Here is a 22623-nt window from a genome sequence, read left to right as displayed (position 1 = left end):
TCTTGTGGAACAGCTTGACTTGAAATATTTAGAGGTAGAGAAAGTAATTCAAACGGAAAATAAAGAAACCGTTATTGCGGCTTTGGAATAGGAGATTTTATATATATCCGAAGCCGCTTTTTGTTCGCATAAAGGAGCCGACCGTAACCTCCTTCGCGTCAATTGCATCTCTATAAGCATATTAAGATTATGCTCATTTTCTGAATCTGTTACCTGTATTTGCATATATAACCGCAAAAACAGCGACACAGAAAAACAGTACTAATCCTGTCCACAGAGGAGCCATACTGTTAAATAGGTCACTGGTTACCATAATTAAAAAACAGGCAACAAATGAAAACATTGACGCAACGACGATATGAACCACCCACATAGAACCTTCCTCCATTACTTAATCTTTGTTGCCCTTGATAATTTTCTTGTGATTAATATAAGCATTAATAAAAGAGAGAACACAACAATATTTATACTACCTGAGTCAGTATATTTAAATAGTCTGCCCCGTCTTTATAATCATAGTATATCACAAATTGAATTCATCGCTCGGCAAACCTGCAAGCTAAGCTCATAGAAAAATATAAAATTTGAACACATTAAAAGCTATGAGCTGCCATAGATCGGGGTCTGCCCATCACTTTATAGATACTTCTTTATTGTTAATATTAAGAATTGAAATAGTACATGCTCCGCCTAAATCCGCCTGTACTGTTTCTGCCAAATCTTTTAGAGCGTTATCTATCCCATGGCAGACGACAACACCAATCCTTGCATTAGGAAACAAGCTCCAAAAGTCATTTTCAATAACAAATTTTTTCATTAGAATATACCCCCTCAATAATGGATAATAAAAAAGTCATACGCCGAATGCCAGCGGGCTGCCGTTGATAAGCCGCTGCAGCATTGTGTATGTCGTTGATTTTTTCCAGGTCAGCTCCTTTTCGCAGAGCTTTCATTAGAATGCACTTCCCTTATATTGACTTTTGTAAAAGAAAGCGATAAACTAAAGACGATTTTTTAAGGGAAATGCGTGAATTGTCTTAATAAAGACGATAGCCGCATATAAATAATTTATGAGAGGAGAGAAATTATGAACAGAGAATCTAACAAGCGTTTTTTCGCCGCATTGTTCTGCATCTGTTTTGTTATATTTTCCCTCCTGACAACTGCTTTTATCATCACCCATGCCGATCATGACTGTGTCGGCCACGACTGTACCGTTTGTGCTCAAATTCATACATCGGCCAACCTGCTCAAGCAGCTTGGTACTGCCATCGCCTGCGCTGCATTTGCATTGGCATTCGCAGGCTTATTTGCCGCGTCAAATATCTTTCCGTCTGTCATTCTACATATAGCCTTTACTACTCCCGTCACGTTAAAAGTCAGAATGGATAATTGATGTACACCTCCGCAAGGGGATATCATGTCCTTTTTTAACAGGAATTTAATGTTCCCTTGTATTTTTGTACCCAAAATAAGGATAAACGGAGGTTATATCTTATGAAACGTTTCATTTCCATATTGCTCGTGCTCTTGCTTTCCGCATCTGTCTTAGCCGGCTGCGGGCAAAAAGAACAAGCAGTTTCCGGCAGCAAAATAAGCGTTGTTGCAACCATTTTTCCCCAATATGATTTTGTCAGAGAAATCGCAGGAGATCATGTTGAGCTGGCCATGCTCCTTCCTCCCGGCTCGGAAAGCCATTCCTTTGAACCTACGCCGCAGGATATTGCTAAAATCCAAAATTGCGATGTGTTCATCTATGTAGGAGGAGATTCCGACGAGTGGATCAAAGGGATTCTGGAATCCATGGATACAAGCAAAATGAAGATCATATCCCTTATGGATGCGGTAGATGTGGTTGAAGAAGAAATAGTGGAAGGCATGGAAGAAGATCATGGTCATGATGAGGACCATGAGCACGAGCATGACCATGAAGAGGAAGCTGAATATGACGAACACGTCTGGACTTCTCCTAAGAATGCAAAGCTCATAGTTCAAGCCATATCGGATGTGCTGTGCGAAGCGGATGCCGCAAACTCTTCTGCATACAAGCAGAATACGGCTTCCTATCTTGCAAAGCTGGATGGACTGGATGCGGCTTTTAAAGCGGCAGTAGATGCAGGAGCCAGAAAGACGCTGGTCTTTGGCGACCGTTTCCCCTTCCGCTATTTTGCGGACGCCTATGGTCTTGACTATTTCGCAGCTTTCCCGGGCTGCTCCACAGAAACTGAGCCCAGCGCCGCAACCGTAGCCTTCCTCATCGACAAGGTGAAAGCCGAGAATATACCGGTGGTATTCCATATTGAGCTCTCCAATGAAAAAATGGCGGATACGATCTGTGAAGCCACAAATGCAAAAAAGCTGCTGCTTCATGCCTGCCACAACATTTCAAAGAGCGATTTTGAAAAGGGCGTGAGCTATTTTGATTTGATGACGGCCAATGTGGAAGCGATAAAGGAGGCTCTTAAGTAATATGGCACTTCTCACTTGCAGGGATGCTTCCTTTGCTTACGATGGCCATACTGTGGTCAGCGGCCTGAATTTTTCCATCGACAACGGAGATTATTTATGCATTGTCGGAGAAAACGGCTCCGGTAAAAGCACTCTCATCAAGGGCTTACTGCGCCTTAAAATGCCGCAAAGCGGAAGCATTCTTATGGGTGACGGACTTAAAGCAAATGAGATAGGTTATCTGCCCCAGCAGACAGGAGTGCAGAAGGATTTCCCCGCGAGCGCATATGAGGTCGTCCTGTCGGGACGGCTGAGCAATCGAGGAATCCGACCCTTTTACTCAAAGGCAGATAAGGCGGCGGTTGAAGAGAACCTTGCCCGCCTTGGTATTGAAAAGCTCCGCAATAAATGTTACAGAGAGCTGTCCGGAGGCCAGCAGCAGCGTGTGCTGCTGGCCCGGGCGCTTTGTGCCACGCATAGGATGCTGCTCATGGATGAGCCGGCAGCCGGACTTGACCCCGTAGTGACCCAGGATTTATACCGGCAGATTTCTGAAATAAACCGTGGAATGGGCATCACCATCATTATGGTTTCTCATGACATACACAGCGCTGTAAAATACGCCGGCCTTATTCTCCATCTGAAGAATAAGCAAGTGTTTTTCGGAGCAACCGCGGACTACATCAAATCCAAAATCGGGGCCGAATTCTTGGGGGGTGATCAGCGTGATTAACATATTGACGGAAATGTTTTCATATCCATTCCTTGTTCGGGCAGTCATTGTAGGTCTGCTGGTTTCTCTCTGTGCGGCGCTGCTCGGCGTGAGCTTGGTATTGAAACGCTATTCGATGATCGGTGACGGCTTGTCCCATGTAGGATTCGGAACGCTGGCCATTGCCACAGCAATGAATGTATCGCCCTTGACCCTTTCCATACCTGTATGCGTTGCTGCCGCTTTCCTGCTGCTCCGCATCAGCGAAAACAGCAAGATCAAAGGTGACGCAGCCATAGCACTGATTTCTACAAGCTCGCTCGCCATCGGCGTTGTGTTTATATCTGTGACAACAGGCATGAATACGGATGTATGCAACTATTTGTTCGGCAGCATTTTAAGCATGAAGCATGCCGATGTCAAGCTGAGCATAGCACTTTCTGCCGTGGTGCTGACAATGTTTGCACTGCTTTATAACAAGATTTTCGCCGTGACCTTCGATGAGAATTTTGCTAAAGCCACCGGCATAAAAACCGGTATCTACAATATGCTGATTGCCTTTTTGACCGCAATTACCATTGTGCTCGGCATGCGGATGATGGGCGCGCTGCTAATTTCCAGCCTGATCATATTTCCCCCGCTCACATCCATGAGGCTTTGCAAAAGCTTCAAGACCGTGACAATATGTTCGGCCGTTATTTCGGTGACCTGCTTTTTCATAGGGATTGTCGGCTCATATGTCTACGCCACACCTACGGGAGCCAGTGTGGTTATGGTCAATATCGCGGTATTTCTGCTGTTCTGGGCCTTGAGCTTTATTAAGGCCCAGACTAATATGGTCTCCGGCGCCGGAGCCTCTAAGCCGGATAATTCAAGGAGGGACTAAACCATGAAAAAGGCTTTTATCATGATGCTTGTCTGTCTTGTACTGCTTGCCGGCTGCGGCAGGCAAAGTCCTGCCATTCCTGAAACAAATGACAAAGAAGCTCAGTCAATCGGCACTCCGGAGACTCCCGATGAGCCGGATGAAGCTCCGCCTGTGCATAATGCGCCGCCTGCCTCCGCGGATTCGGATGTGATCGAGATAAAGGAAAAAATGTTTATCGCTCAAACCAATGATATTTATATAAACGCCGAGGACTACCTGGGAAAAGCCATCAAGTACGAGGGTATTTTCAATTCATTTTATAATGATGCAAACAATACGACTTATTATTACGTCATCCGTTATGGTCCCGGCTGCTGCGGATTCGACGCCAACGCAGGCTTCGAGGTGGTCTGGTCCGGCGATTATCCGAATAACAATGATTGGGTGGAAGTCGTAGGCGTATTAGAGGAATTTGAGGAAGACGGGAATAAGTATCTCCGCCTCGACCTATCCTCATTGACCGTTTTGGATACACGGGGAGAAGAGTATGTATATCAATAATATGCTTCATCCGTATCCACGCGTTCAAATGAAATCTGCAGCTTTGCCAATGATTCATATACCATTTCTTGCAGCGAAGACTTATAACTATCCGGTGCCATTACTATGACATCGCTCACAAAAAGTATGAATAAATTATTATAATTATTCTTGATATTGATTATGAGCATAGCATAAGCCATAATATAATCAGCCGGCAATTCCGATGAAAGGAGATGGTCAATGTGATTGGAAAGTATAGGTGGTGCCTCGCTTAGCGCGAGGAACTATCAGTCGAAGGACTTAGCTTGGGGAGGCTCTACTGCCTCCCTTTATTCTATGCTTCCATGTGCCAGATTCCATACATTGACATCCAATTCAACGGGGCATATAATATTATTAATATAATTGTCAATTCCAGGTGAAAGGAGTGTTTTTTATATGAAAATTGATATAGCTTTAAGCGAGGTATTGCATCTATAACTGAATAAGGATTAGAAAAATTCTTTGATATGATCATCCGGATATTCGGATTTTTTGCATTGCATTTTTCTAGTCATAAAAAATAACCGTCACCTGAAATATCAATATAAAAGTCTTAGCTGACTTTAACAGGCATGCACGATAGGTTATCGTGTTTTTTATTGCTCATGATCCCGTGGTATGGTTATTCTTCCACGGGATTTTTATATCTTAAATTTGAGGAGGTGTAAGGATGAAAACATTATTAATAAAAGAAAGTGATATGTCATTAAAAGAGGAGGTTTTCATCATTGGTCTACAAAAATGGAAAGGATATTCTTCCCATTGAATTATTAGAAGAGGTGCAAAAATATATACAAGGAGAAATAATATATATCCCCAGGAAGAAAAATGAAAGAGCCCGCTGGGGAGAAGTCAACGGAACAAGGGAGCTTATTAAGGATAGAAATTTCGAAATTTATAGTTTATATAGAAAGGGATTCAAGATAAAAGATTTGGTAAAGCTTTATAATCTTTCTGAGGACAGCATAAGAAGGATTGTATATAGTGACAATGCAAAAACGGGAAAATAACAAAAAATCACACTACAATTTCGCTGTAGTGTGATTTATAAACACCTGAAGTTCATCGAAGCCAATATTTTTCCCGTTCCGAATCTGAAAGCCTGCGTCCGCCTAGTTTTGCAACCGCCTTTTTCATAATGGTTTCGAGGTCGTCTATATGTGTTATATAGGAAAGCTTACTGTTCATGGCCGTACCGCTCATATCCACCACAAAGCGGCTGTCCCTAGGGGACCATATAATATTATTTGCATAAGGTATTTTCTGTATCATCTCACCTGTGTCCGTAAGCCGCATGACCGCATAACGCTCGTTCATATCGCTGCTGATCATGGATATATATTTGCCGTCATATGAAGTCCTATACCATGAGCGAAGCATATGCCTTGGGCTTGCAGACTCTTCAAAAGTGGAAAGGGCTTCACCCTTTGAGACTTGCCGGACGGTGGTGAACTTTGCGGCCTCGTCAGTTGTGAGGAGCAAATCGCCATATCCAAAACACGCCCAGTCGCAATCTTTAATCGTATACAGCAGCTCCTCCGACAAAGCGCTATAGACCCTCAGTTTTCTTTCCTGAAGATTCAGTTTGAAAAAATATCTGTAATCCGGGCTCTGCTCGTAATGAATGTGACTTGGTATTTCTTCTGCCCTGCCGGTTTTCACATTTATGGTCATACCTCCCCGGTATTCATCTATATATGGTTTGTTGTATACTGCCGTTATCTTAGTGCCGTCAGGGCTCCAGTATATCGGGACATCGGCAAGCCCTATGCCCAGAGAATGGAAATACTTTGAAAACTTGCCTCCGTCCAGCAGGATCTCCGCACCGCCGGTTTTCACGTCGAAGAGGATAATTTTGCCCCAGATGTGATTTACTACGGCGAGCTTTTTCCCATCAGGCGAGAAGGACATGCCTCCCATAGGCGTGCTGTAGAAATAGTAATAGTCGTCCCGTCCTCCGTCGTAGTGGAGTGTTTTATAAGGCTTATCCCATTCTCCGACTTCATAGAGGTCTATGTGGTTCTCGGGCCGATAGACAGCCAAAGTTTTGCCATCCTGCGTTTCTTTAAACCATATTGCCTGACCGAAGTATTTGAGCTTTTCACCGGTCACAGTATCTACGGCGAATGCTGTATACGCAGGAAAATTGCGCAGATGATAAAGATACTTCCCGTTTTTAGAAAAAGTAAATTCCGTAGAATTTTGGTCTCCGAAATAGACGGATTCACCGGGTGAAGCTCCCCAGAAGCTGATTTTTCTGTGTGCTATGGCGCATATGGAGTCCGATTCATTTATAAAAAAGGCCATAGAAACGCTTTCCTCCGGGTCGAGGGTCTGCAGAAGCTGACCGCTCTTTACGGAAAAAATATAGGTTTTTCCCCTGCCCACTGCCAGTATCCTGTCACCGCTAAAGTTCCAGTCAGCCCAGGTAAGACTTACGGAGGGAACTGACAGGGTATGTATGATCTCTCCCGTTTCACAGGAATAGAGCCGCAGTCTTCCGTCCTTGGCAGGATATACTATAAGCGAACCATCCGGTGAAAAACGGCGAAGTATCTGCTGAAAATACAAGCTCTGGCTGCGGTCTATAAGTTTTTCATCCTTGCCGTAAAAGCTATGTACAAGCTGGTAGGTAGATCCATCATAGAGTTTAAGATATCCTTTATCAACGGCATAGATCATGCGCCCGTTGGCTGAAAAGCCTCCCTCCGTGCCGTTTATTTCGGCAAGCAGCGCTCCGTCGTCGGCACCATAGACATAAAGCGTCCCGTAAGCCCATAGGATGATACGGCCGCCATCGGGACACCAAGCGTAGCCGCTTATACCTTTCTTTGTCGTGATGCTGCACAGTTTAGTCATTATCTCACCATCTTTAAAACCGTCCCTGAACCGGTATATCTCCAGTGTCCTGTCGTTCTTTACAGCTACACGCAGAATGTCGCTGAACAGGTTGCCGATGCCGGAGGAGCAGATCTGGGGCGCATCCGGATATTTCACTTCGGCATAGGTTTCGTATCCATGATTGATATCGCGCACCACAAGACGCTCTGTGCCGTTGCCCATTTTCTTTATGTATGCCGCATAGTCTCCTGAGGTGGAAAAAGAATACTCCTTTCGGTCTGCCTTAGTAAGTACAGAGCTGAGCGCACCTGTTTCGATGGAATAGATCTCAATATCATCCGAATACCCACTGCTTAAAGCGATATAATTTCTCTGCATGTGATTTGTGTAGCTGTAAAACTCTATAGCCTTTCTGGTCTTTGTCTCCGACGATGAATACATAGTGTAAGTGTTGGAATCCAGCTGGGCTAAAGCTCCTCTCAATCCGATCTCCGCTTCTTTGGTGTAAGGCCGCTCCGGGTTATCCAGATTCTTCGGCAGCGCCTCCAGCGAGAGCAGCATGCCTAGCATCGGATTCCCGTTATCTGACGCGGTTTGAGCTGCATCTGCGAGGAAGCGCGACTGGGAAATAAGTGCCTCGTCGCGCTGGGCTGCAATCTGATGCTTCTTCATTTCGAGTATTTCGTTGGCTTCCACAAGATCCCTGTTTGCTTTTCCAAGAGCTGTATTGGTATCTGCAAGCTGAGTGTTTGCATTCTTCAGAGCATCGTTTGTATCCGCGAGAGCTTTGTTTTTTTCCTGAACCTCGAAATTAGCTGACAAAAGCGCGTCGTTGGTTTTTTGAAGCTCTTTGCCCTGCCGGGCAATAATCGCGGAATTGCTGTAAGCATAAGTTCCGAAAGCTACGCCGCCTATAGCCGCAAAAAGTGCTATGAGGATCAGCATTTTGAGGGAACGCTCGCGGTGACGGCGGCGCAGGTCGTCAAACCCTACACCCAGGATGGGAGCAAGCAGCCTGAGCTTTTCCACCTTTAGCTTTTTATTCCGTTCCCATGGGCTTTTTGCACGCACATCCGCTGCCAGCGGCTCTACCTCTGTTACTGTACCATCCGGATTAGGGACAAATCTTAGTTCGGGTGGAAAGCTATGGCTCGGATCGCCTTTTACAAGAATGGTCAGTATTTTCTCCCGCTTGCCCTGGGCTATAAAACTATCCACCTCCTTCATGCACCATTTAGATTGCAAGTATTCCGGCGACGATATGACAATGAGATAATCGGAGGCCTGAAGCGCTGCCTCAATACCGGAGCCTAGATCTGAGGATGTTGGCAGTTCATTATGATCGAGAAACACCTTGCCCATGCGCTTCTTTCCGCTCTGCTTTCGCAGCGAGAACGGAATGCGATAGTTTTCAAGACTGCGTGCAAGCATGGCAGCCACCTGGGCATCAGGATCAATATGGCGATAGCTGATAAAGGCATCATAATGAATTTTCTGCAAAAGATCCCCTCCTTTTTTATATCTTTGAGCCGCATTCAGGACGGAATTTCCAATCTAGGGATATATCTCCGCCGCAGCAAGCCTGAGGTTATAGTGAGGAAAACCTTGCTATCTCCATATGTATAGGCAGTGGCAAACATAGGAATATTCTTCAGATTCTCAAGGGCCGCATTATCTTCAGGGTGGATGTAATTATAAGCCGGAACCTTCATCAAAATCACCTCTTCATGTATTTTTAGTCGTTATAGCTTTGCCTCTGTCAATATATATTGTATATCCTGCCTCCCTAATGACATAAGGTATATGCAATATCTGATCCACATCGAGATACTGGTAATACTCTGGATCGTCTCTTCCAAAGGCATTGGCTACATCCCTAAGTGCATCCCAATCAACCAGGCAAGCGTGCCGCTTGTGGATGGCATCCTTAGGCTTGCTCTCCCCATCTATTTCAACAAGCTTCCATGTCCTCCAGCCCGATGCGAAGTGAAAGGCATTCCAGCGCAGATGCTCGCACATTGCAAGGTTTCTCAGACGTTTTTCCCCAAGATATTCCTTCAGCTTCTCCAGCGTCTCAATTACTTCATGACAGTCTGGAGTCATCTCCCTTTTACACATATTCAAGCCTGTGAGTTGAAGCTTCGTTCTTATATGCATGGCAGAAGCTCTGTTTGATTCTTTTGTGAAGGAGCTAAGCTTTCGCCATTCCGCAGCTTGCTGGGGATTTATATTGTTATAGTAGGTGTTTACTGCTTTTGCCATGATGTCCATGGATTCATTTATTATAATATCTTCTGTAAAAATCTTCTTTGATTGTCCAAATATCCGGATGTCCCCCCATCCCATTCCATTTTCTGCAGTATTGCAGCGCATAAGCTCCTTCTCATCCCATACATTGACCGCTATAACCGGTTGTTTGTTATGCTGCTTCGGACTTCTATCATATATGGCCTTTATACCCAATGCAGTATCAAGGTTCAGCCTGTCCTGCCCCAACGCAACAGCTATGTAATTCAATTCGCCCGCTTTTCCATTAAGCAAATCAAAAAAACGTTCCTCTCGTACGTCTGCATCAACCGTGCATATATCGTAATTGCAAATCAGCTCAGGATACCTGTTTTTGAAGGCTCCAAAAGTTTTTGAAATATTATTGTCCACTATTATAAATCTTGTCTTGTTCCCGACAAACTGACCGCAGCAGATGGCCTTTTGCAAAACCTGCCTGCCAATATCGCCAAAGCCTGCCAGCAATACAGTAAGGTCAGACTTTGCAGTTGAACTGCTATAATCAATATCAACAACCTCATGTAAGGGATGATTCTCCATCAGCTGCCTGGCTGCTATATCAGTTTCATTGAATATTCTTACATCAAAATTGGTTCTGTTTTTTTGATTCTCATCATCAAACACCCGGTCAATCTCATAGGCTTTTGTTCTTACATAGATATGAAGCTTATCCTGAACAGAAGAATCCTTTATCCCTCTCATCACTTCTAATGCAATGTTTATATTCAAAGTTTCATCCTCGGTAAAAGCGAAAAGATAAACCGGTCTTTTGTTTAACTTCCCATTGATTCCTGCATGTTTTAAGCATGAAAGCTCAAGTGGATCTGAATTTATGACAATTGCTCCTAAATCCTTGGCCTTATCCGGAAGATCCGATCCCATATCCTTTTCTATGAATACTACCCGTCTTTTTTCATCTGTTTTCAATAAGTCCTCCCCAAAGCTGCATGAATTTTCATTTAGACCGCAGATGATATAAGTTGTTTGCAAGGATGTGAATAAGAGCTTCAATCTTATCAGGATCTTTTCTCCAAACCAAGATATAGCCGCTATAGTTGTTATTAAAAGCGCTGTGACATGCACTGTACCGAAAGCCAGCAGGTACAGCTGATTGTTCTTTAATATTTCATTAATATCATTGAAGTCATTTTCAATGACAAACATACGTCCTGTACTGAAGACAGCCCTTAAAAGAGAGATTAAAGCATCTAGGAGCATTGCGTTTTGTGATTTGATTCCTGTGTCCGGCCAGTAGCCGATAAGATATACAAGCAGCCCACCGCATAGGGTGGGCACTAACAGCAATCGTGAAAGCTTTTTCATTTTATTTTCGTAGCGAGTAAAAAAGGCACTGCAAAATATTATCAGGAATAAAGCCAGCAAATATGTAGATAGCATGCTCATAGTTGATACGGACCTCCGTTTTCTTCATTTTGATTGAACAAATATATAAAGTATAGATTGCTAATAAGATAATACCATGGCATGAATATTCTACAATTTTAATCATATTCCTCCATATTTTTAAAATATTTAAACCTCCTATCGATATCTTTATAGTTTATTTAATTGGTCTGCATCTCACCGGCACAGCAGATCATATGAAAGCGGGACAAAAAGAACCATATGTCCCCTTTGTCCCGCCGTTACCGCTATCCTCCTATGAAATTACCGGTATCTCTTCGCTCATTTCCGACTCTGTAAGTATCTTAGGACCATTTTGAGTTATCTGTATCAAATCCTCTATATGATATGCATACCCGCCAAAGATGACAAGAGGCTCCACATTGAGGATCATATTCTCTTGAAGCTCTTCCTCATTTAGAGGATTTATGATTGGATGCTCGTGCAAATCCACCCCAAGTCCATGGCCTATATGAGGCATTGTAAAGGGAAGACTGTTTTTCTCAAACAGCTCCTTACATTTATTGTACACATCACAGAACCTCACACCTATCTTCATGCCCTCTATTACTTCTTTTTGAATATGGGCTAACTTCTTAAAGGTGTCAGCCTGTACCGGTGAAGGTTTCCCTATGACAGCCGTCCTAGCCAGGTCCGATTGATACCCGGAGAGTATGCCTCCAAAATCCACTCTGATAATATCTCCCGGCTCCATGGGTATATATGCGGGAGTAGGATGTGTAAGAACAGATCTTTGCCCTGTTCCCAGCACCATAAATGACCAGTCCAGTCCTTGCTTCATAATATTAGTCATAATCTCAGTGGAAAGATGCCTTTCCGTATCCCCAGGCTTAGCCGTTAGGAAAGCAGCATCAACAGCCTTCCTGCTGGCCTTTGCTGCCTGGGCAAGGAGCTCTATCTCCTGGGTTTCCTTTATCATGCGAACCTTGTCAAATATACCTCTGCACTCGTGAAATTTAGTATTTGGCAGATATCCTATCAATTCCTTATTAAATGTGCTGCTCAGATAATGAAGCTCAATGCCGACCTTCTTTCTGTCCAGGCCTTTTTCCGCCAGCACATCTGCCAGAAATTTTATCGGAGATTCCTTGAATTCCACATAGGGCCTGATATCCTCTATCCAGCTTTCATCCCTTGCCAGGCTTTCCTCAATGCCGCACACTACGAATACGGCATCTCCATCCCTGGGGATTATGCTTATTTCAAGCCTGTCCCTCAGGCTTTTCTGGGTTATAATGTATGCTCCCGTTGAATACAGCACGTTCTCGGGTGATATGGCTACCAGCACATCCATACCCTCCTGGATCATAAGATGTCTCAGACGCTCTGCTCTCTGTTTTAAAATTTTTTTATCCATTCTTCTCTCTCCTTATAATTTTTTATTTTAATAATCCTAACTTCCGAAAACAAGATGCGGAATGTACGTGACCAATGACGGAACATAGGTGATCAGGAACAAAACTGCTGCCATTACAGCCACAAAGGGCCATATGGTAACCTTGCTGATAGGCAGCTTGGCGATAGAGGATGCGATATACAACTGCAGGCCTACAGGCGGAGTGACGGTACCTATCAGTATGGTAATTATTATGACCAATGCAAAATGGATGGGGTCAAAGCCCATCTGATTCCCGATAGGGAATAGTATGGGGGAGAATACGATAATGGCTACACTGCCGTCCACAAACAATCCGATTATGAAGAGCATCAGGATTATCATGAAGTACACCACATGAGGGTTTGTCGATATGCTCATGAATATATCGATGACGGCAACGGCAAAGTTCTCACGTGCCAGTATCCATCCGAAAATGGCAGAGCAGCTTATAATGATCGACGGTACTGCGGTGCTCATGCCTGCTTTGGCCAGTATCCCGGGAATTTGCTTTATATTTATCTCTTTATATATGAAAAGCCCCACAAGCAATGCATATACAACAGCAATCACTCCCGCTTCCGTTGCGGTTATAACCCCTGATATTATCCCGAAAAGGATTATAACAGGAGCTATCAAAGCCCATATCGCATCTTTTAGTGACGATAATATTTCCGATAATGACGCCCTTTCGCTTCTTTTGAAATCATACCTTCTGGCGTAGAACCACACCAATGCCATCAAACCAAGCCCTATCAAAAGTCCGGGTATGAAGCCTCCGAGAAACATTGAGCCTATAGATACGCCTGTTATGGCGCCATACATCACCATGGTTATGCTCGGCGGTATGATGGGCCCTATACAGGATGCGGATGCGGTTAGTCCTGCCGAAAAGCCGGGAGGATATCCGTCATCCACCATGGCTGGGATCATTATGGAGCCTATGGCAACAGCATCAGCCGTTGCAGAGCCGGAAAAGCCCGCCATTATTATATTTGTCAGCACATTTACATAGGCTAATCCTCCGCGGAATTGGCGCAGCAGTGAGTCAGCAAATCTTACGATGCGCCGTGTAATGCCGCCTGTGTTCATAAGCTCCCCTGCCAGTATAAATAAAGGTATGGCCAGGAAAGGAAAGCTGTTCAATGCAAGAAACATCCTCTGGGGCACAAGCACCCAGGATACATTGCTGAGTCCAAACAGAGCCAAAGTACCTGATATAGCCATAGCAAAGGCTACAGGCATACCCAGTAAAAGCAAAAGGATAAAAGATATTATCATTAACCCTATCATTGTAATTTCACTCCTTTCCTTCCGTTTTCATATCTTCGGATATCGCACGCAGAATATTTATAATCATCAATAACGCTCCCACCGGGACGGAAGCATAGGCTATGCCCAGGCTGATGACGTTCGTGCTGTATGCCGGATTGCCCCTATTGTTCATGGTATATTGGAGACCATACTTAAACACTAGAAATAGAAATAGGACTATCACCGCATGGAAAAAAAGATTAAGGCGGAATTGTAATTTACGGGGCATCTTTTGAGTGAATACGTCTACAATCAAATGGCTTTTATTTTTAAATGCTGCAGCAGACCCCAGATAAACGATCCATATGAATGTATATCTCCCTATCTCATCGGTCCACATGATTGGGAAATTGAATAAATATCGTGATAATACCTGGGCAAAAAGGCTGATTATCAAGAAGCCCATCAGAACAGCAATTGCCTTTTCAATCCAGGAGTCATATAGTTTAAAAAACTTTTCCAAAATCATACCTCCTTTGAAAAGCTTTATTTTTTAACCTCTTCCCGCAGCATTTTGATCAATTCCACAGCCCCATGGTCTTTTCCCCATTTATCTATCACAGGCTCTATGGATGCTCTCATTATCGCCGCGTCTTCCTCGGGCAGCTCATGAAATACCATTCCCTTTTCTTTCAGGAAATCTATGGACTTCTTTTCTTCCTCCTGGGATACCTTATTGGCGTATATGCTCGCTTCTTTTCCCGAATCTATAATAATCTGCTGAATGTCTTGAGGCAGGCTTTGAAAGAATCCTTCATTGATGACAAGATTGAATGTGCCCCACATATGATTCGTCAAAAGGCAATACTTTGCCACTTCATAGAACTTCATATCCTTCATGCTCGTAGTAGGACTTTCCATACCGTCTACAACATTTGTCTGCAAGGCGGTATAGGTCTCTCCCCAGGTAATGGGTGTAGGACGGCATCCTAAGGCATTGAACATGCCGACAAATAGGTCGCTTTCCGGCGAGCGCATCTTCATTCCTTTCATCTTACTAACGGTTTTGATATCTTTGTCAGTAAAAATCATATGCCTGCCTCCTAAGGCTATCCATCCCAGTATTCTGCCGTTCTGCTTCAAGAAACGGCTTTCAAGCTCTTCTCCTACCGGGGATTCTGTAAAAACCTTCATAATGGACTCATAGCTGTCGAACATGAACGGGAGCATATCAAGACCAAAGCCCTTGATCAGGTTGTTATATGCGGTTGTACTGACGCCGCTCATCTGCTGCGTACCCATCAGTATCCCTTCTGCTGCTTCATTTTCTTGACCCAGCTGAGCTCCCGGATATACGTCCACTCTAATGCGTCCATTGCTCTTGGTGCCCGCCAACTCAGCAAACTTTTTGCAATAAAGATCAACAACCCCGTCCACATTGTGATGATGTCCCAGCTTGATAACTATCGTATCTTCTTTTTTACTCTCCTTATCAGCCGGCTCTGCTGAGTTGGCTGAATTTGCGGATTTACTGCTGCATCCTGTTGCTGCAGCACTTGTGATAAAAGCTAAAAGCAGTAAAAAACTAAGAAGTCTTTTCATACTGATTTTTTTCATATTCCAGACCCCCTTCTTTAATGACTCTCTCATTCTTTGATAATTAAGTTGTATTGAAGTGAAAAATTTGGTAAGATGTTATCATAAAGTTTGTTGGCGCAAACTTTATGATAACTTGTAAGACGATAACTGCTGATGAGTTTCCCTTGCTGTTTCATAATTTTTGAAACGGCTATGTTGTTTTTTATTTTTGTGTGCAATCGTTTATGAAAACACCACCTTTTAAAATAATTAACGCAAAACGCGTCCTTATGTAATATGATATAACGCGTTTTGCGTAAAGTCAAGGAGTTTTTTATATGTTTTCTAAAGAAACCTTTTCTGAACGTGTTAAAATGCTTCGTATATCTCGCAATCTTAGTCAAGTTGAACTTGCTAAAATCGTTGGATTTTCTTACAGCAGTGCCATTGGAGATATTGAAAGAGGTAGGAGAACAACTCCTATAGATAAGATTGTTGCACTAGCTGACTATTTTGGAGTATCCGTTGATTACCTAATAGGCAGAACTGATAATCCAAAGATTAATAAGTGATTTATTATTGTGGTAAGTAAACCCGTATCTCCCTGTTAAAGTAGGGAAATACGGGTTTCATCTTACTATTTTCAAGAGGTTTCATCCTAAACCTGGTGTTTGGCAATAGCAGCAGGGCTTTGGCTTCTTCATTTTCAAGGAATTCATCCGGAACCCGCCTAGTTGTCATATGCACCTCCTTGTTCCACTCCCGTAATTAAGTGTCGGGGAAAGCTCCCAAAAAGTAGAATGCGGCATACGAAGATGTGAACCAAGAACATTGTACAGATTAGAGTCTTTACCATCAATGGACATTAATGGTAATATGTATTTATATAAATTCGAAAAAATCTTGTTACCATGAAACTAAAAACAAGAATAATACTTGAAACGATGGAAGTATGGTGTAAAAGATGTATCTCGATAGATTCAGAATTGATGATTATGAGCAGTGGAGAAAAGTGGATTTCAAATATCCTATGATATTCAGGCCATGTCGTGCGCTTGAACCATATGTGAAATGCTACTGGCTTTCTGTTTTTACGGGTACGGAAAGCGAGGCACAGAAGCTGAGTCCAAAGCCCGTAACCTTGGTACCTGATGGTGGCTCCAGCATTATCTTTGACATCAATTACAAGCAGAACTGCCACCATGAGAGTGTCTGGGGGGTCATGGATAAACCAATGGTGGTATATAACCAGCATAGCATAAGCAAAGGAGAGATCATGACTTTTGGAGCGGATTTCAAGCCCGGAGGGCTGCGCCGCTTCCTTAATATGCCTATGTGGGAGTTCTCCAATGAATCTCCTGAGCTTGAATCTATCTCTTATTCCACTTTCCATGAGCTTGCAGAAAGAATGGTCAATGCTCGCTCCATAGGAGAACAGATTAGTATAGTCGAAGCATTCCTGCTCAACCAGCTTGATAAAGTAAATGCTATTCAGGCTACCGTTATGGAGGCTTTATATACTATAAATGAAACATCCGGTAGTATAAAGATAAGCGAACTTGCAGCCGGACTCTTTGTCAGTGAGCGAAATCTGCGCCGCCTATTTAATGAACATGTAGGGGTTTCCCCCAAGACTCTGTGCCGGATAACAAGGCTGCAAAATGTAATCAGACAATGCACGGAATATAAGCAGCTTGACTTTCTTATAGCAGCTTATGACAACGGATATTTTGATCAATCCCATTTTATAAAGGATTTTAAAGAGTTCTGCGGTTATACCCCAGGACAGTACCTGAAGCTTTAATGTCCGATTTTTACAATAAACTTGAGCTTTTAATGTATATAGTATAAATATATGATGATAAGGAGGGTTTCAGATGAAAATTGAACTGCCGGTACAAATACCCAGTTGGATTAAGGAGTCATGGGAAGGCCAGTTTGAAGTTTTCCCCTGGTATTATTTTGCTATTGACCTGCCTTCACCGATTTTTATTATTACCACATTAAAAGATAACGGACTGGCAAATGCACAGTTGAGTACATGGGGTATGATTGCTGGATCGGGAAACGAGCCTAAATTCATACTTATGGTGCATAACTATACTGAAACGAGAAAGTTGATCGAGAAAACCGGCGAATTTGTAATTAATTTTCCTGACATAAGCCTGAAGAACAAATTCAGAAACACTATCAACCCCTTTGATAGTAATACCGACGAAATCATCGCATCAGGGCTGCAGCATGATAAGCCGCTCAAAGTCAAGGCGCCCCGTGTCAAAGAGTGTTTTGCACATTTAGAATGCAAGCTGGATTGGATACGGGACATAGAAAAAGAAACGAAATCTACATCCCTCGTTCAGGGAAGCATAGTACACGCTGCCATAGATGAAAACGTACTGTCTGATGATTTGAAAACAACCTGCGAGAATCGAAAATGGGTGTTTAATGTCCATGAAATGGTCAACCCCAAAACAGGTAACCACGACACCGGGTTTCTAACCACACTGGATATGAACTCCAGGGTAAAAATTGAAGATTAAATGATAAATGCTTGATAAATATGCAATATAGGATATTTATAAGATCTGCGTAAACAAAAAGCACTAAATTCAATGCTAAATAACAGCCATGCCGGCAGTGAAGTCATAATCGGCATGGCTGTTTTGCCCTGTAACAAGTTGTTCTGTGGGGAACCGAACCTCTGTCTGAAAGCCCTCAAAGCTTTGGCAGTGACGTACCCCGCTAAATGACGCCCAATCCTATAGTGCGAGAACTATAGGTTGAACGGGCAGCACTAGGCTTCTAATGCATAATTATCGTTTGCGTTTAATTTTAGTTTTCCAGCTTTTATCGTGATTCCGAAGTCCACAGCTCACTGCTTAATTATTTTCCGAGTTTGTCATAAACAGCACGAACCCGCATGGCCAGCTGCTCCATATGGCTGTGATCCGTGCCGCAACAACCGCCCAGAACTTTTAGGCCGTAATCCCGATACAGCCGCATCATGTCGTCAGCCCAATCTTCGGCAGGGCTGGAATAAACCGCTGCGGCATTATCCAGTTCCTCCGGGCTCAGATCTGAGCCATTAGCTTCTAACCCGCGAAAACGAGTTCGGACGAGCTCGGTGCGGTTTGGGGTTTGATCCAAACATTCGATCATGTTGCGTGGATGAACGCAGTTGACCTGATAAAATAGAGGCGGCCGCTTCTCGGTCTTACTGTCGATGTATGCGATTGCATCATGCAACCAGGTGCCGTCCAAGAGCTTACCGTTTTTACGGACCAGAAAACTGACGAAATAGGGTATGGTTGTCTCGCTCAACGCGCGGGCGGCGCCGGCAGCTTCGGGCAGAGTGGGAGTAAGTCCGGTACGGGCGTGGTCGTGCTCCAACAAATCCAACACTTTTGCGGTTCGGGAGTGAAATGCGTACGCTTCCTCTTCCGGAAGCCCTGTTCCCGGCAGGTAAGGATCGCCTGAGAAGCCTAGAGTGGTGCCAATAAATATTTTTTCGCGGATGGAAGGATAACCGTCTACAATGGAACGGCAATGATTAAAGTTATCGGCCGTGATATTTCGGTCTTCATAATAGGCCCCTTTGATTATTTCACGGTCGATTATTTTGCAATAGGGATGCAGCATCATGGGCACATCATATTTCTGTGCAATTCCGGTATAATCGTTAAATGCGGCATCCAGTCCACGGTGTCCGTCTTCGGTATAATAAAGCCCGGACAGCCCCAGTGGCTTTGGAGGATTACGATGGGTGAAGTTGCGCTTAATGCGTTCTCCAACCGATCCCTGCACCATAAAAATGGGCACTTCCTCCAAGGTTTTAATAAAAAGCGCGCGCCGCTGCTGAGTTGTCATATCTTAATTCCTCCTGCGCATATGTTTTCTATCATTGTACTATAATCTTGCAAGCTTTTGCAATGCCGGCAATGTCAAAATTGGATTTAAACAAAGCAAGAACAGACCAGGAATCAAAATTCCCAGTCTGTTAATTTATATGTATATCTAGTAACTATAATTTTGATATAAATTAGCAGCTGCTTTCATTGCGTTTTCCATAAGAAACCCAATTCCTATTGTATTGAATTTAATGAATCTAACTGCCCAGAAGATTTTCTACACCTTGCATAAACTTATGCCAATTCACATCTTCCATATAAATAACGAACAATAACTCATTTATTCCTTTGTCCTCTATAAACTGCACTATATTTTTACCCGTTACGCTTTTACTATAAAACCTGGCATCTACAACATAAATTTCCTCATAGTGGGGAAGCAGGAACGGTATCAAGACATTGCCAAATGAATCCTTCACCACCATTATCTTTTTCCCGTTGTTGACATCAGTTTTAACTACGCTCCAGGTGGCTCCCCCGGTACTCATGAATGCTAAATATTTATTTTTTATATCATCGGCATATTTCATATCGATAATATCTGCTTTTTTCTCATCCGTTCCGTAATACATAAAGTACTCATTATCAGTGAAAGGCTTATAGGCTACAACATTATCCGGATTTTTTTCAAGACTCTTGTCCAATGTCTTTGTATATGAGCTTCCCAGATAGTCACCCAGATTTATTGATTCATACTGTTCCAAAGCTATAGGCTCTTCTCCCGTAGCTTTCATAAAGGAAGCATAAGCATAATATGCTCCAAGAGCTGTCCAGTGATGATCAGTCCTAAAGTATATATACTCTTCCTTATGCTCGTTAAGCGGATCATAAACATTTACAAAAGAAATATTCTTATCAAGCTTGCTTTTCAAAAAAGCAAGCGCATCATTTTGTGAATCAGTAATCCCCTTGTATCTTTTTAGTATCATAAAATTCGCCGCAGTCGGAGGTATCATTGAATATATCTTCACATCGCTTCCCAGCTTCTCACTGAATTTATTAAGAACCTGGGAATAGTATTCAAAATTTTCTTTATTGAACTTGAACAACTGAACAGCCTTACCGTCCACTACCAGCCAATAGCCGACATCCTTCCCGTCCCCGAAATCCTTATTTAATTCTTCCTCAGCTTTTGGTTCGGGAATTGATGATTCTGTTTGTGAAGGAGTGTTCTTACCATCGGATATAGATTGTGCAGTTTCGGGATGCAAGACTTCTGCTTTTTCTGCTGCACTCTTTTTATCAGGCATCTGAATATCCTCGTAGGCAGTTACCAGGGAAATATCCGAGCCTAAGAATTCTACGGCATATCGCAGGTCTCTGTTAATCTTTAACAAGTTGTCCCTTATGATAAAAGTATCGCTGTAATATTCCTCAAAATCCTTCAAATAGCTGCCTCTAAACAGTTCTGCCAATGAAAACTGGGGCTTACGCTTAAGAGCTCTGTTTTCCAGCTTGGAAATCGAAGGCTTATCAAAATTAAGCAGATTTGATATGCCCAAAATTGAAATTATTATTATAAACAGTATTGTGTCAATTTTGAACCTCTTCATATATTCTCCTCCACAAAATTATATCAATCATTCTCAAAACATCAAATAATCTAAATATATTCATTAAAACCTAAAATATAAAAATGGGTTGTATGACTGTCCCACCAAAAAAATAATAGACAGTATCAATACACATACATTAAAAATCGGCTTTATAAAGGATTCTAAAATTAGAGCACCTTTGACATTTTGGGCACATGATTTAATTCTTTGATAAAATAGCTTAAGTGCAGGTGTGCATCCAATAAAGGCAATAACAAGAAATACAGCATTGTTTCGTAAACAAATACTTACTTCCGGTGTGGTAATAGGTGCATTTTTCGCACCGAACATGATTCCAATAAAATGCACAGCCTGGCTTAAATCGGTATGATAAAAGAATACCCACCCCACCAGCACTGCGACCCAAAGATATATTGCTGAAAAAATTGCGGGTATTTTTTCAAGCAGCCTATTAAGAAATAATTTTTCGATAAATAGCAAAATAAAATAGTACAATCCCCAGATGATAAAATTCCAACTGGCTCCGTGCCATAATCCAGTTAACAGCCAAACAATAAATAGATTTCTAAGCTTATGCCTTCTATTCCCGCCTAAAGGTATGTAAAGATAATCCCTGAAAAAGCTGCTCAGTGAAATGTGCCATCTTCTCCAAAATTCAGTCACTGATCTTGATATGTAAGGATAGTTGAAATTCTCCTTATATGTAAATCCAAACATTTTGCCCAGCCCTATTGCCATATCCGAATAGCCGGAAAAATCAAAATAAATTTGAATAGCAAAAAGCAAAATGCTGAACCAAGCTCCCAATACGGAAAGTCTTGTATAGTCTGTTGCCATGAAGACTTCTGCAGTCTTTCCGGCAGTATTTGCTATGATTACCTTCTTCCCAAGACCCACTATGAAACGGCTTACACCATAATTAAACTCTGCTGCCGTCTCAACCCGATTATCAATATCTTCCGCAATGTCTTTATACCGCACAATGGGTCCCGCAATAAGCTGAGGAAACAATGAAACGTAAAGCAGCAGTTTAAAAGGAGATTTTTGTGCATCTACCTCTCCTTTATAAACATCAATTACATATGAAATAATTTGAAAGGTATAAAAGGATATCCCTATGGGAAGGCTAATTTTCATCATACGAAGGCTTGTACCCAAAATACCATTTACATTATCTATAATGAAATCTGAGTATTTGAAAAAGATCAAAATCAGGAGAGATGTGGTCACTGATATGGCAACCGATATCTTGCCCTTCCGGTTTTCCCTGTTTTTCTCTGCTGCCAGACCTATGAAACAATTCAGGAATGTCAAAAAAATCAGGATAGTGACCCATATAGGCTCACCCCATGCATAAAACAATAATGAAGTAAGAATTAATATACAATTTCGGTAGGTTCTGTTTTTTATAATATAATAAATACCCAAACAGATAGGTAAAAAAACGCAAAGAAAAAACAAGCTGGAAAATACCACCAACATTGCCCCCTGACATCCATTTTTCATCTGTTATATTTACCATTTAAGAAATTTTAAGATATAAATTTGCTTTTACTCACAAGAATATCTTCTTTAATTATACACCTTATATTACTAGACGCATAACCCTATTAATTGTTCCCTAAAAAGTATACTGCAGGATAAAACTTTCAATTCCCGTCATGGTTCAGCATGCCTTGATAATACAAAAAATCGTAATTTAAAAAAGTCCCATCCAAACATGTTATGGTTTTTATAGTTTCCTCCCTTTAACAATATATCCGACTGAAAAGCCAATCCCAAAGATT

The 22623-nt window shown here is 42.4% G+C and carries 22 protein-coding genes and 1 pseudogene; 10 read left to right on the top strand and 13 right to left on the bottom strand.

Going from position 1 to position 22623, the window contains the following annotated elements:
- Positions 1 to 718 precede the first annotated feature (718 nt).
- Positions 719 to 817, bottom strand: a pseudogene (locus AC4HCY_RS07480) (B3/B4 domain-containing protein); the annotation flags it as partial.
- Between the two features lie 270 nt (positions 818 to 1087).
- Here AC4HCY_RS07480 and AC4HCY_RS07475 point away from each other — a divergent pair.
- The 5 genes from AC4HCY_RS07475 to AC4HCY_RS07455 all read left to right on the top strand — a co-directional run bounded on the left by AC4HCY_RS07475 (position 1088) and on the right by AC4HCY_RS07455 (position 4589).
- Positions 1088 to 1396: a hypothetical protein gene (locus AC4HCY_RS07475; RefSeq protein WP_323431237.1), complete on the top strand. Its 309-nt coding sequence runs from the start codon at positions 1088 to 1090 to the stop codon at positions 1394 to 1396.
- 101 nt (positions 1397 to 1497) lie between these two features.
- Entirely contained in the window at positions 1498 to 2469 is a 972-nt protein-coding gene (locus AC4HCY_RS07470) for a metal ABC transporter substrate-binding protein (protein WP_323431236.1), read from the top strand.
- Between the two features lies 1 nt (position 2470).
- Positions 2471 to 3181, top strand: coding sequence for a metal ABC transporter ATP-binding protein (locus AC4HCY_RS07465; protein WP_491095745.1), 711 nt, complete (start codon positions 2471 to 2473; stop codon positions 3179 to 3181).
- Entirely contained in the window at positions 3174 to 4046 is an 873-nt protein-coding gene (locus AC4HCY_RS07460) for a metal ABC transporter permease (RefSeq protein WP_323431234.1), read from the top strand. Before AC4HCY_RS07465 ends, AC4HCY_RS07460 begins: the two co-directional genes overlap by 8 nt.
- Before the next feature lie 3 nt (positions 4047 to 4049).
- Positions 4050 to 4589: a TIGR03943 family putative permease subunit gene (locus AC4HCY_RS07455; protein WP_323431233.1), complete on the top strand. Its 540-nt coding sequence runs from the start codon at positions 4050 to 4052 to the stop codon at positions 4587 to 4589.
- Here the strand turns inward: AC4HCY_RS07455 and AC4HCY_RS07450 are convergent.
- Positions 4583 to 4771 carry a hypothetical protein gene (locus tag AC4HCY_RS07450; protein ID WP_491095744.1) on the bottom strand — a complete coding sequence of 63 codons (189 nt, stop codon included), beginning with the start codon at positions 4769 to 4771 and terminating at the stop codon, positions 4583 to 4585. The genes AC4HCY_RS07455 and AC4HCY_RS07450 overlap by 7 nt on opposite strands.
- A gap of 570 nt (positions 4772 to 5341) precedes the next feature.
- Here AC4HCY_RS07450 and AC4HCY_RS07445 point away from each other — a divergent pair.
- Positions 5342 to 5623 carry a CD3324 family protein gene (locus AC4HCY_RS07445; protein ID WP_323431231.1) on the top strand — a complete coding sequence of 94 codons (282 nt, stop codon included), beginning with the start codon at positions 5342 to 5344 and terminating at the stop codon, positions 5621 to 5623.
- 52 nt (positions 5624 to 5675) lie between these two features.
- Here AC4HCY_RS07445 and AC4HCY_RS07440 read toward each other — a convergent pair whose 3' ends face one another.
- From AC4HCY_RS07440 to AC4HCY_RS07410, 7 genes are all read right to left on the bottom strand, one after another.
- Positions 5676 to 8954: a TIR domain-containing protein gene (locus tag AC4HCY_RS07440; RefSeq protein ID WP_491095743.1), complete on the bottom strand. Its 3279-nt coding sequence runs from the start codon at positions 8952 to 8954 to the stop codon at positions 5676 to 5678.
- Positions 8955 to 8989: 35 nt separating this feature from the next.
- The gene (locus AC4HCY_RS07435; protein ID WP_491095742.1) at positions 8990 to 9166 is read right to left on the bottom strand and encodes a hypothetical protein; all 177 of its coding nucleotides are present in this window, start codon (positions 9164 to 9166) and stop codon (positions 8990 to 8992) included.
- A 13-nt stretch (positions 9167 to 9179) separates the two neighbouring features.
- Positions 9180 to 11144 (bottom strand): potassium channel family protein, encoded by a 1965-nt coding sequence (locus AC4HCY_RS07430; protein ID WP_491095741.1) that lies wholly within the window; start codon positions 11142 to 11144, stop codon positions 9180 to 9182.
- 256 nt (positions 11145 to 11400) lie between these two features.
- On the bottom strand, positions 11401 to 12522 hold the full coding sequence (locus tag AC4HCY_RS07425; RefSeq protein WP_491095740.1) for a M24 family metallopeptidase: 1122 nt from the start codon (positions 12520 to 12522) through the stop codon (positions 11401 to 11403).
- A 36-nt stretch (positions 12523 to 12558) separates the two neighbouring features.
- A complete protein-coding gene (locus AC4HCY_RS07420; protein WP_491095739.1) occupies positions 12559 to 13833 on the bottom strand; it encodes a TRAP transporter large permease in 1275 nt (424 codons plus the stop codon).
- 7 nt (positions 13834 to 13840) lie between these two features.
- Complete coding sequence (locus tag AC4HCY_RS07415; RefSeq protein WP_491095738.1) at positions 13841 to 14317, bottom strand: TRAP transporter small permease; 477 nt, start codon at positions 14315 to 14317, stop codon at positions 13841 to 13843.
- 23 nt (positions 14318 to 14340) lie between these two features.
- Positions 14341 to 15411 carry a TRAP transporter substrate-binding protein gene (locus AC4HCY_RS07410; protein WP_323431224.1) on the bottom strand — a complete coding sequence of 357 codons (1071 nt, stop codon included), beginning with the start codon at positions 15409 to 15411 and terminating at the stop codon, positions 14341 to 14343.
- A 299-nt stretch (positions 15412 to 15710) separates the two neighbouring features.
- Here AC4HCY_RS07410 and AC4HCY_RS07405 point away from each other — a divergent pair, with 299 nt between their 5' ends.
- Positions 15711 to 15944, top strand: a complete 234-nt coding sequence (locus tag AC4HCY_RS07405; protein ID WP_491095737.1) for a helix-turn-helix domain-containing protein — start codon at positions 15711 to 15713, stop codon at positions 15942 to 15944.
- 4 nt (positions 15945 to 15948) lie between these two features.
- Here AC4HCY_RS07405 and AC4HCY_RS07400 read toward each other — a convergent pair whose 3' ends face one another.
- Positions 15949 to 16113, bottom strand: coding sequence for a hypothetical protein (locus AC4HCY_RS07400; RefSeq protein ID WP_323431222.1), 165 nt, complete (start codon positions 16111 to 16113; stop codon positions 15949 to 15951).
- 223 nt (positions 16114 to 16336) lie between these two features.
- Here AC4HCY_RS07400 and AC4HCY_RS07395 point away from each other — a divergent pair, with 223 nt between their 5' ends.
- The gene (locus AC4HCY_RS07395) at positions 16337 to 17176 is read left to right on the top strand and encodes a helix-turn-helix domain-containing protein (protein WP_491095736.1); all 840 of its coding nucleotides are present in this window, start codon (positions 16337 to 16339) and stop codon (positions 17174 to 17176) included.
- A 73-nt stretch (positions 17177 to 17249) separates the two neighbouring features.
- On the top strand, positions 17250 to 17912 hold the full coding sequence (locus tag AC4HCY_RS07390; RefSeq protein ID WP_491095735.1) for a flavin reductase family protein: 663 nt from the start codon (positions 17250 to 17252) through the stop codon (positions 17910 to 17912).
- A gap of 343 nt (positions 17913 to 18255) precedes the next feature.
- Here AC4HCY_RS07390 and AC4HCY_RS07385 read toward each other — a convergent pair whose 3' ends face one another.
- From AC4HCY_RS07385 to AC4HCY_RS07375, 3 genes are all read right to left on the bottom strand, one after another.
- Entirely contained in the window at positions 18256 to 19239 is a 984-nt protein-coding gene (locus AC4HCY_RS07385) for a homocysteine S-methyltransferase family protein (protein ID WP_491095734.1), read from the bottom strand.
- Between the two features lie 238 nt (positions 19240 to 19477).
- Entirely contained in the window at positions 19478 to 20833 is a 1356-nt protein-coding gene (locus tag AC4HCY_RS07380) for a DHHW family protein (RefSeq protein ID WP_491095733.1), read from the bottom strand.
- A 63-nt stretch (positions 20834 to 20896) separates the two neighbouring features.
- Entirely contained in the window at positions 20897 to 21973 is a 1077-nt protein-coding gene (locus AC4HCY_RS07375) for an MBOAT family O-acyltransferase (protein WP_491096095.1), read from the bottom strand.
- Between AC4HCY_RS07375 and AC4HCY_RS07370 the strand changes: the two genes are divergently transcribed.
- Positions 21954 to 22193, top strand: coding sequence for a hypothetical protein (locus AC4HCY_RS07370; protein ID WP_491095732.1), 240 nt, complete (start codon positions 21954 to 21956; stop codon positions 22191 to 22193). The genes AC4HCY_RS07375 and AC4HCY_RS07370 overlap by 20 nt on opposite strands.
- Positions 22194 to 22623: the final 430 nt, after the last annotated feature.

Source organism: Lutispora sp. QWL-02, assembly GCF_058315355.1.
Note: the sequence above shows the minus strand (reverse complement) of the source record. Positions and strands in the feature narration are given on the sequence as shown.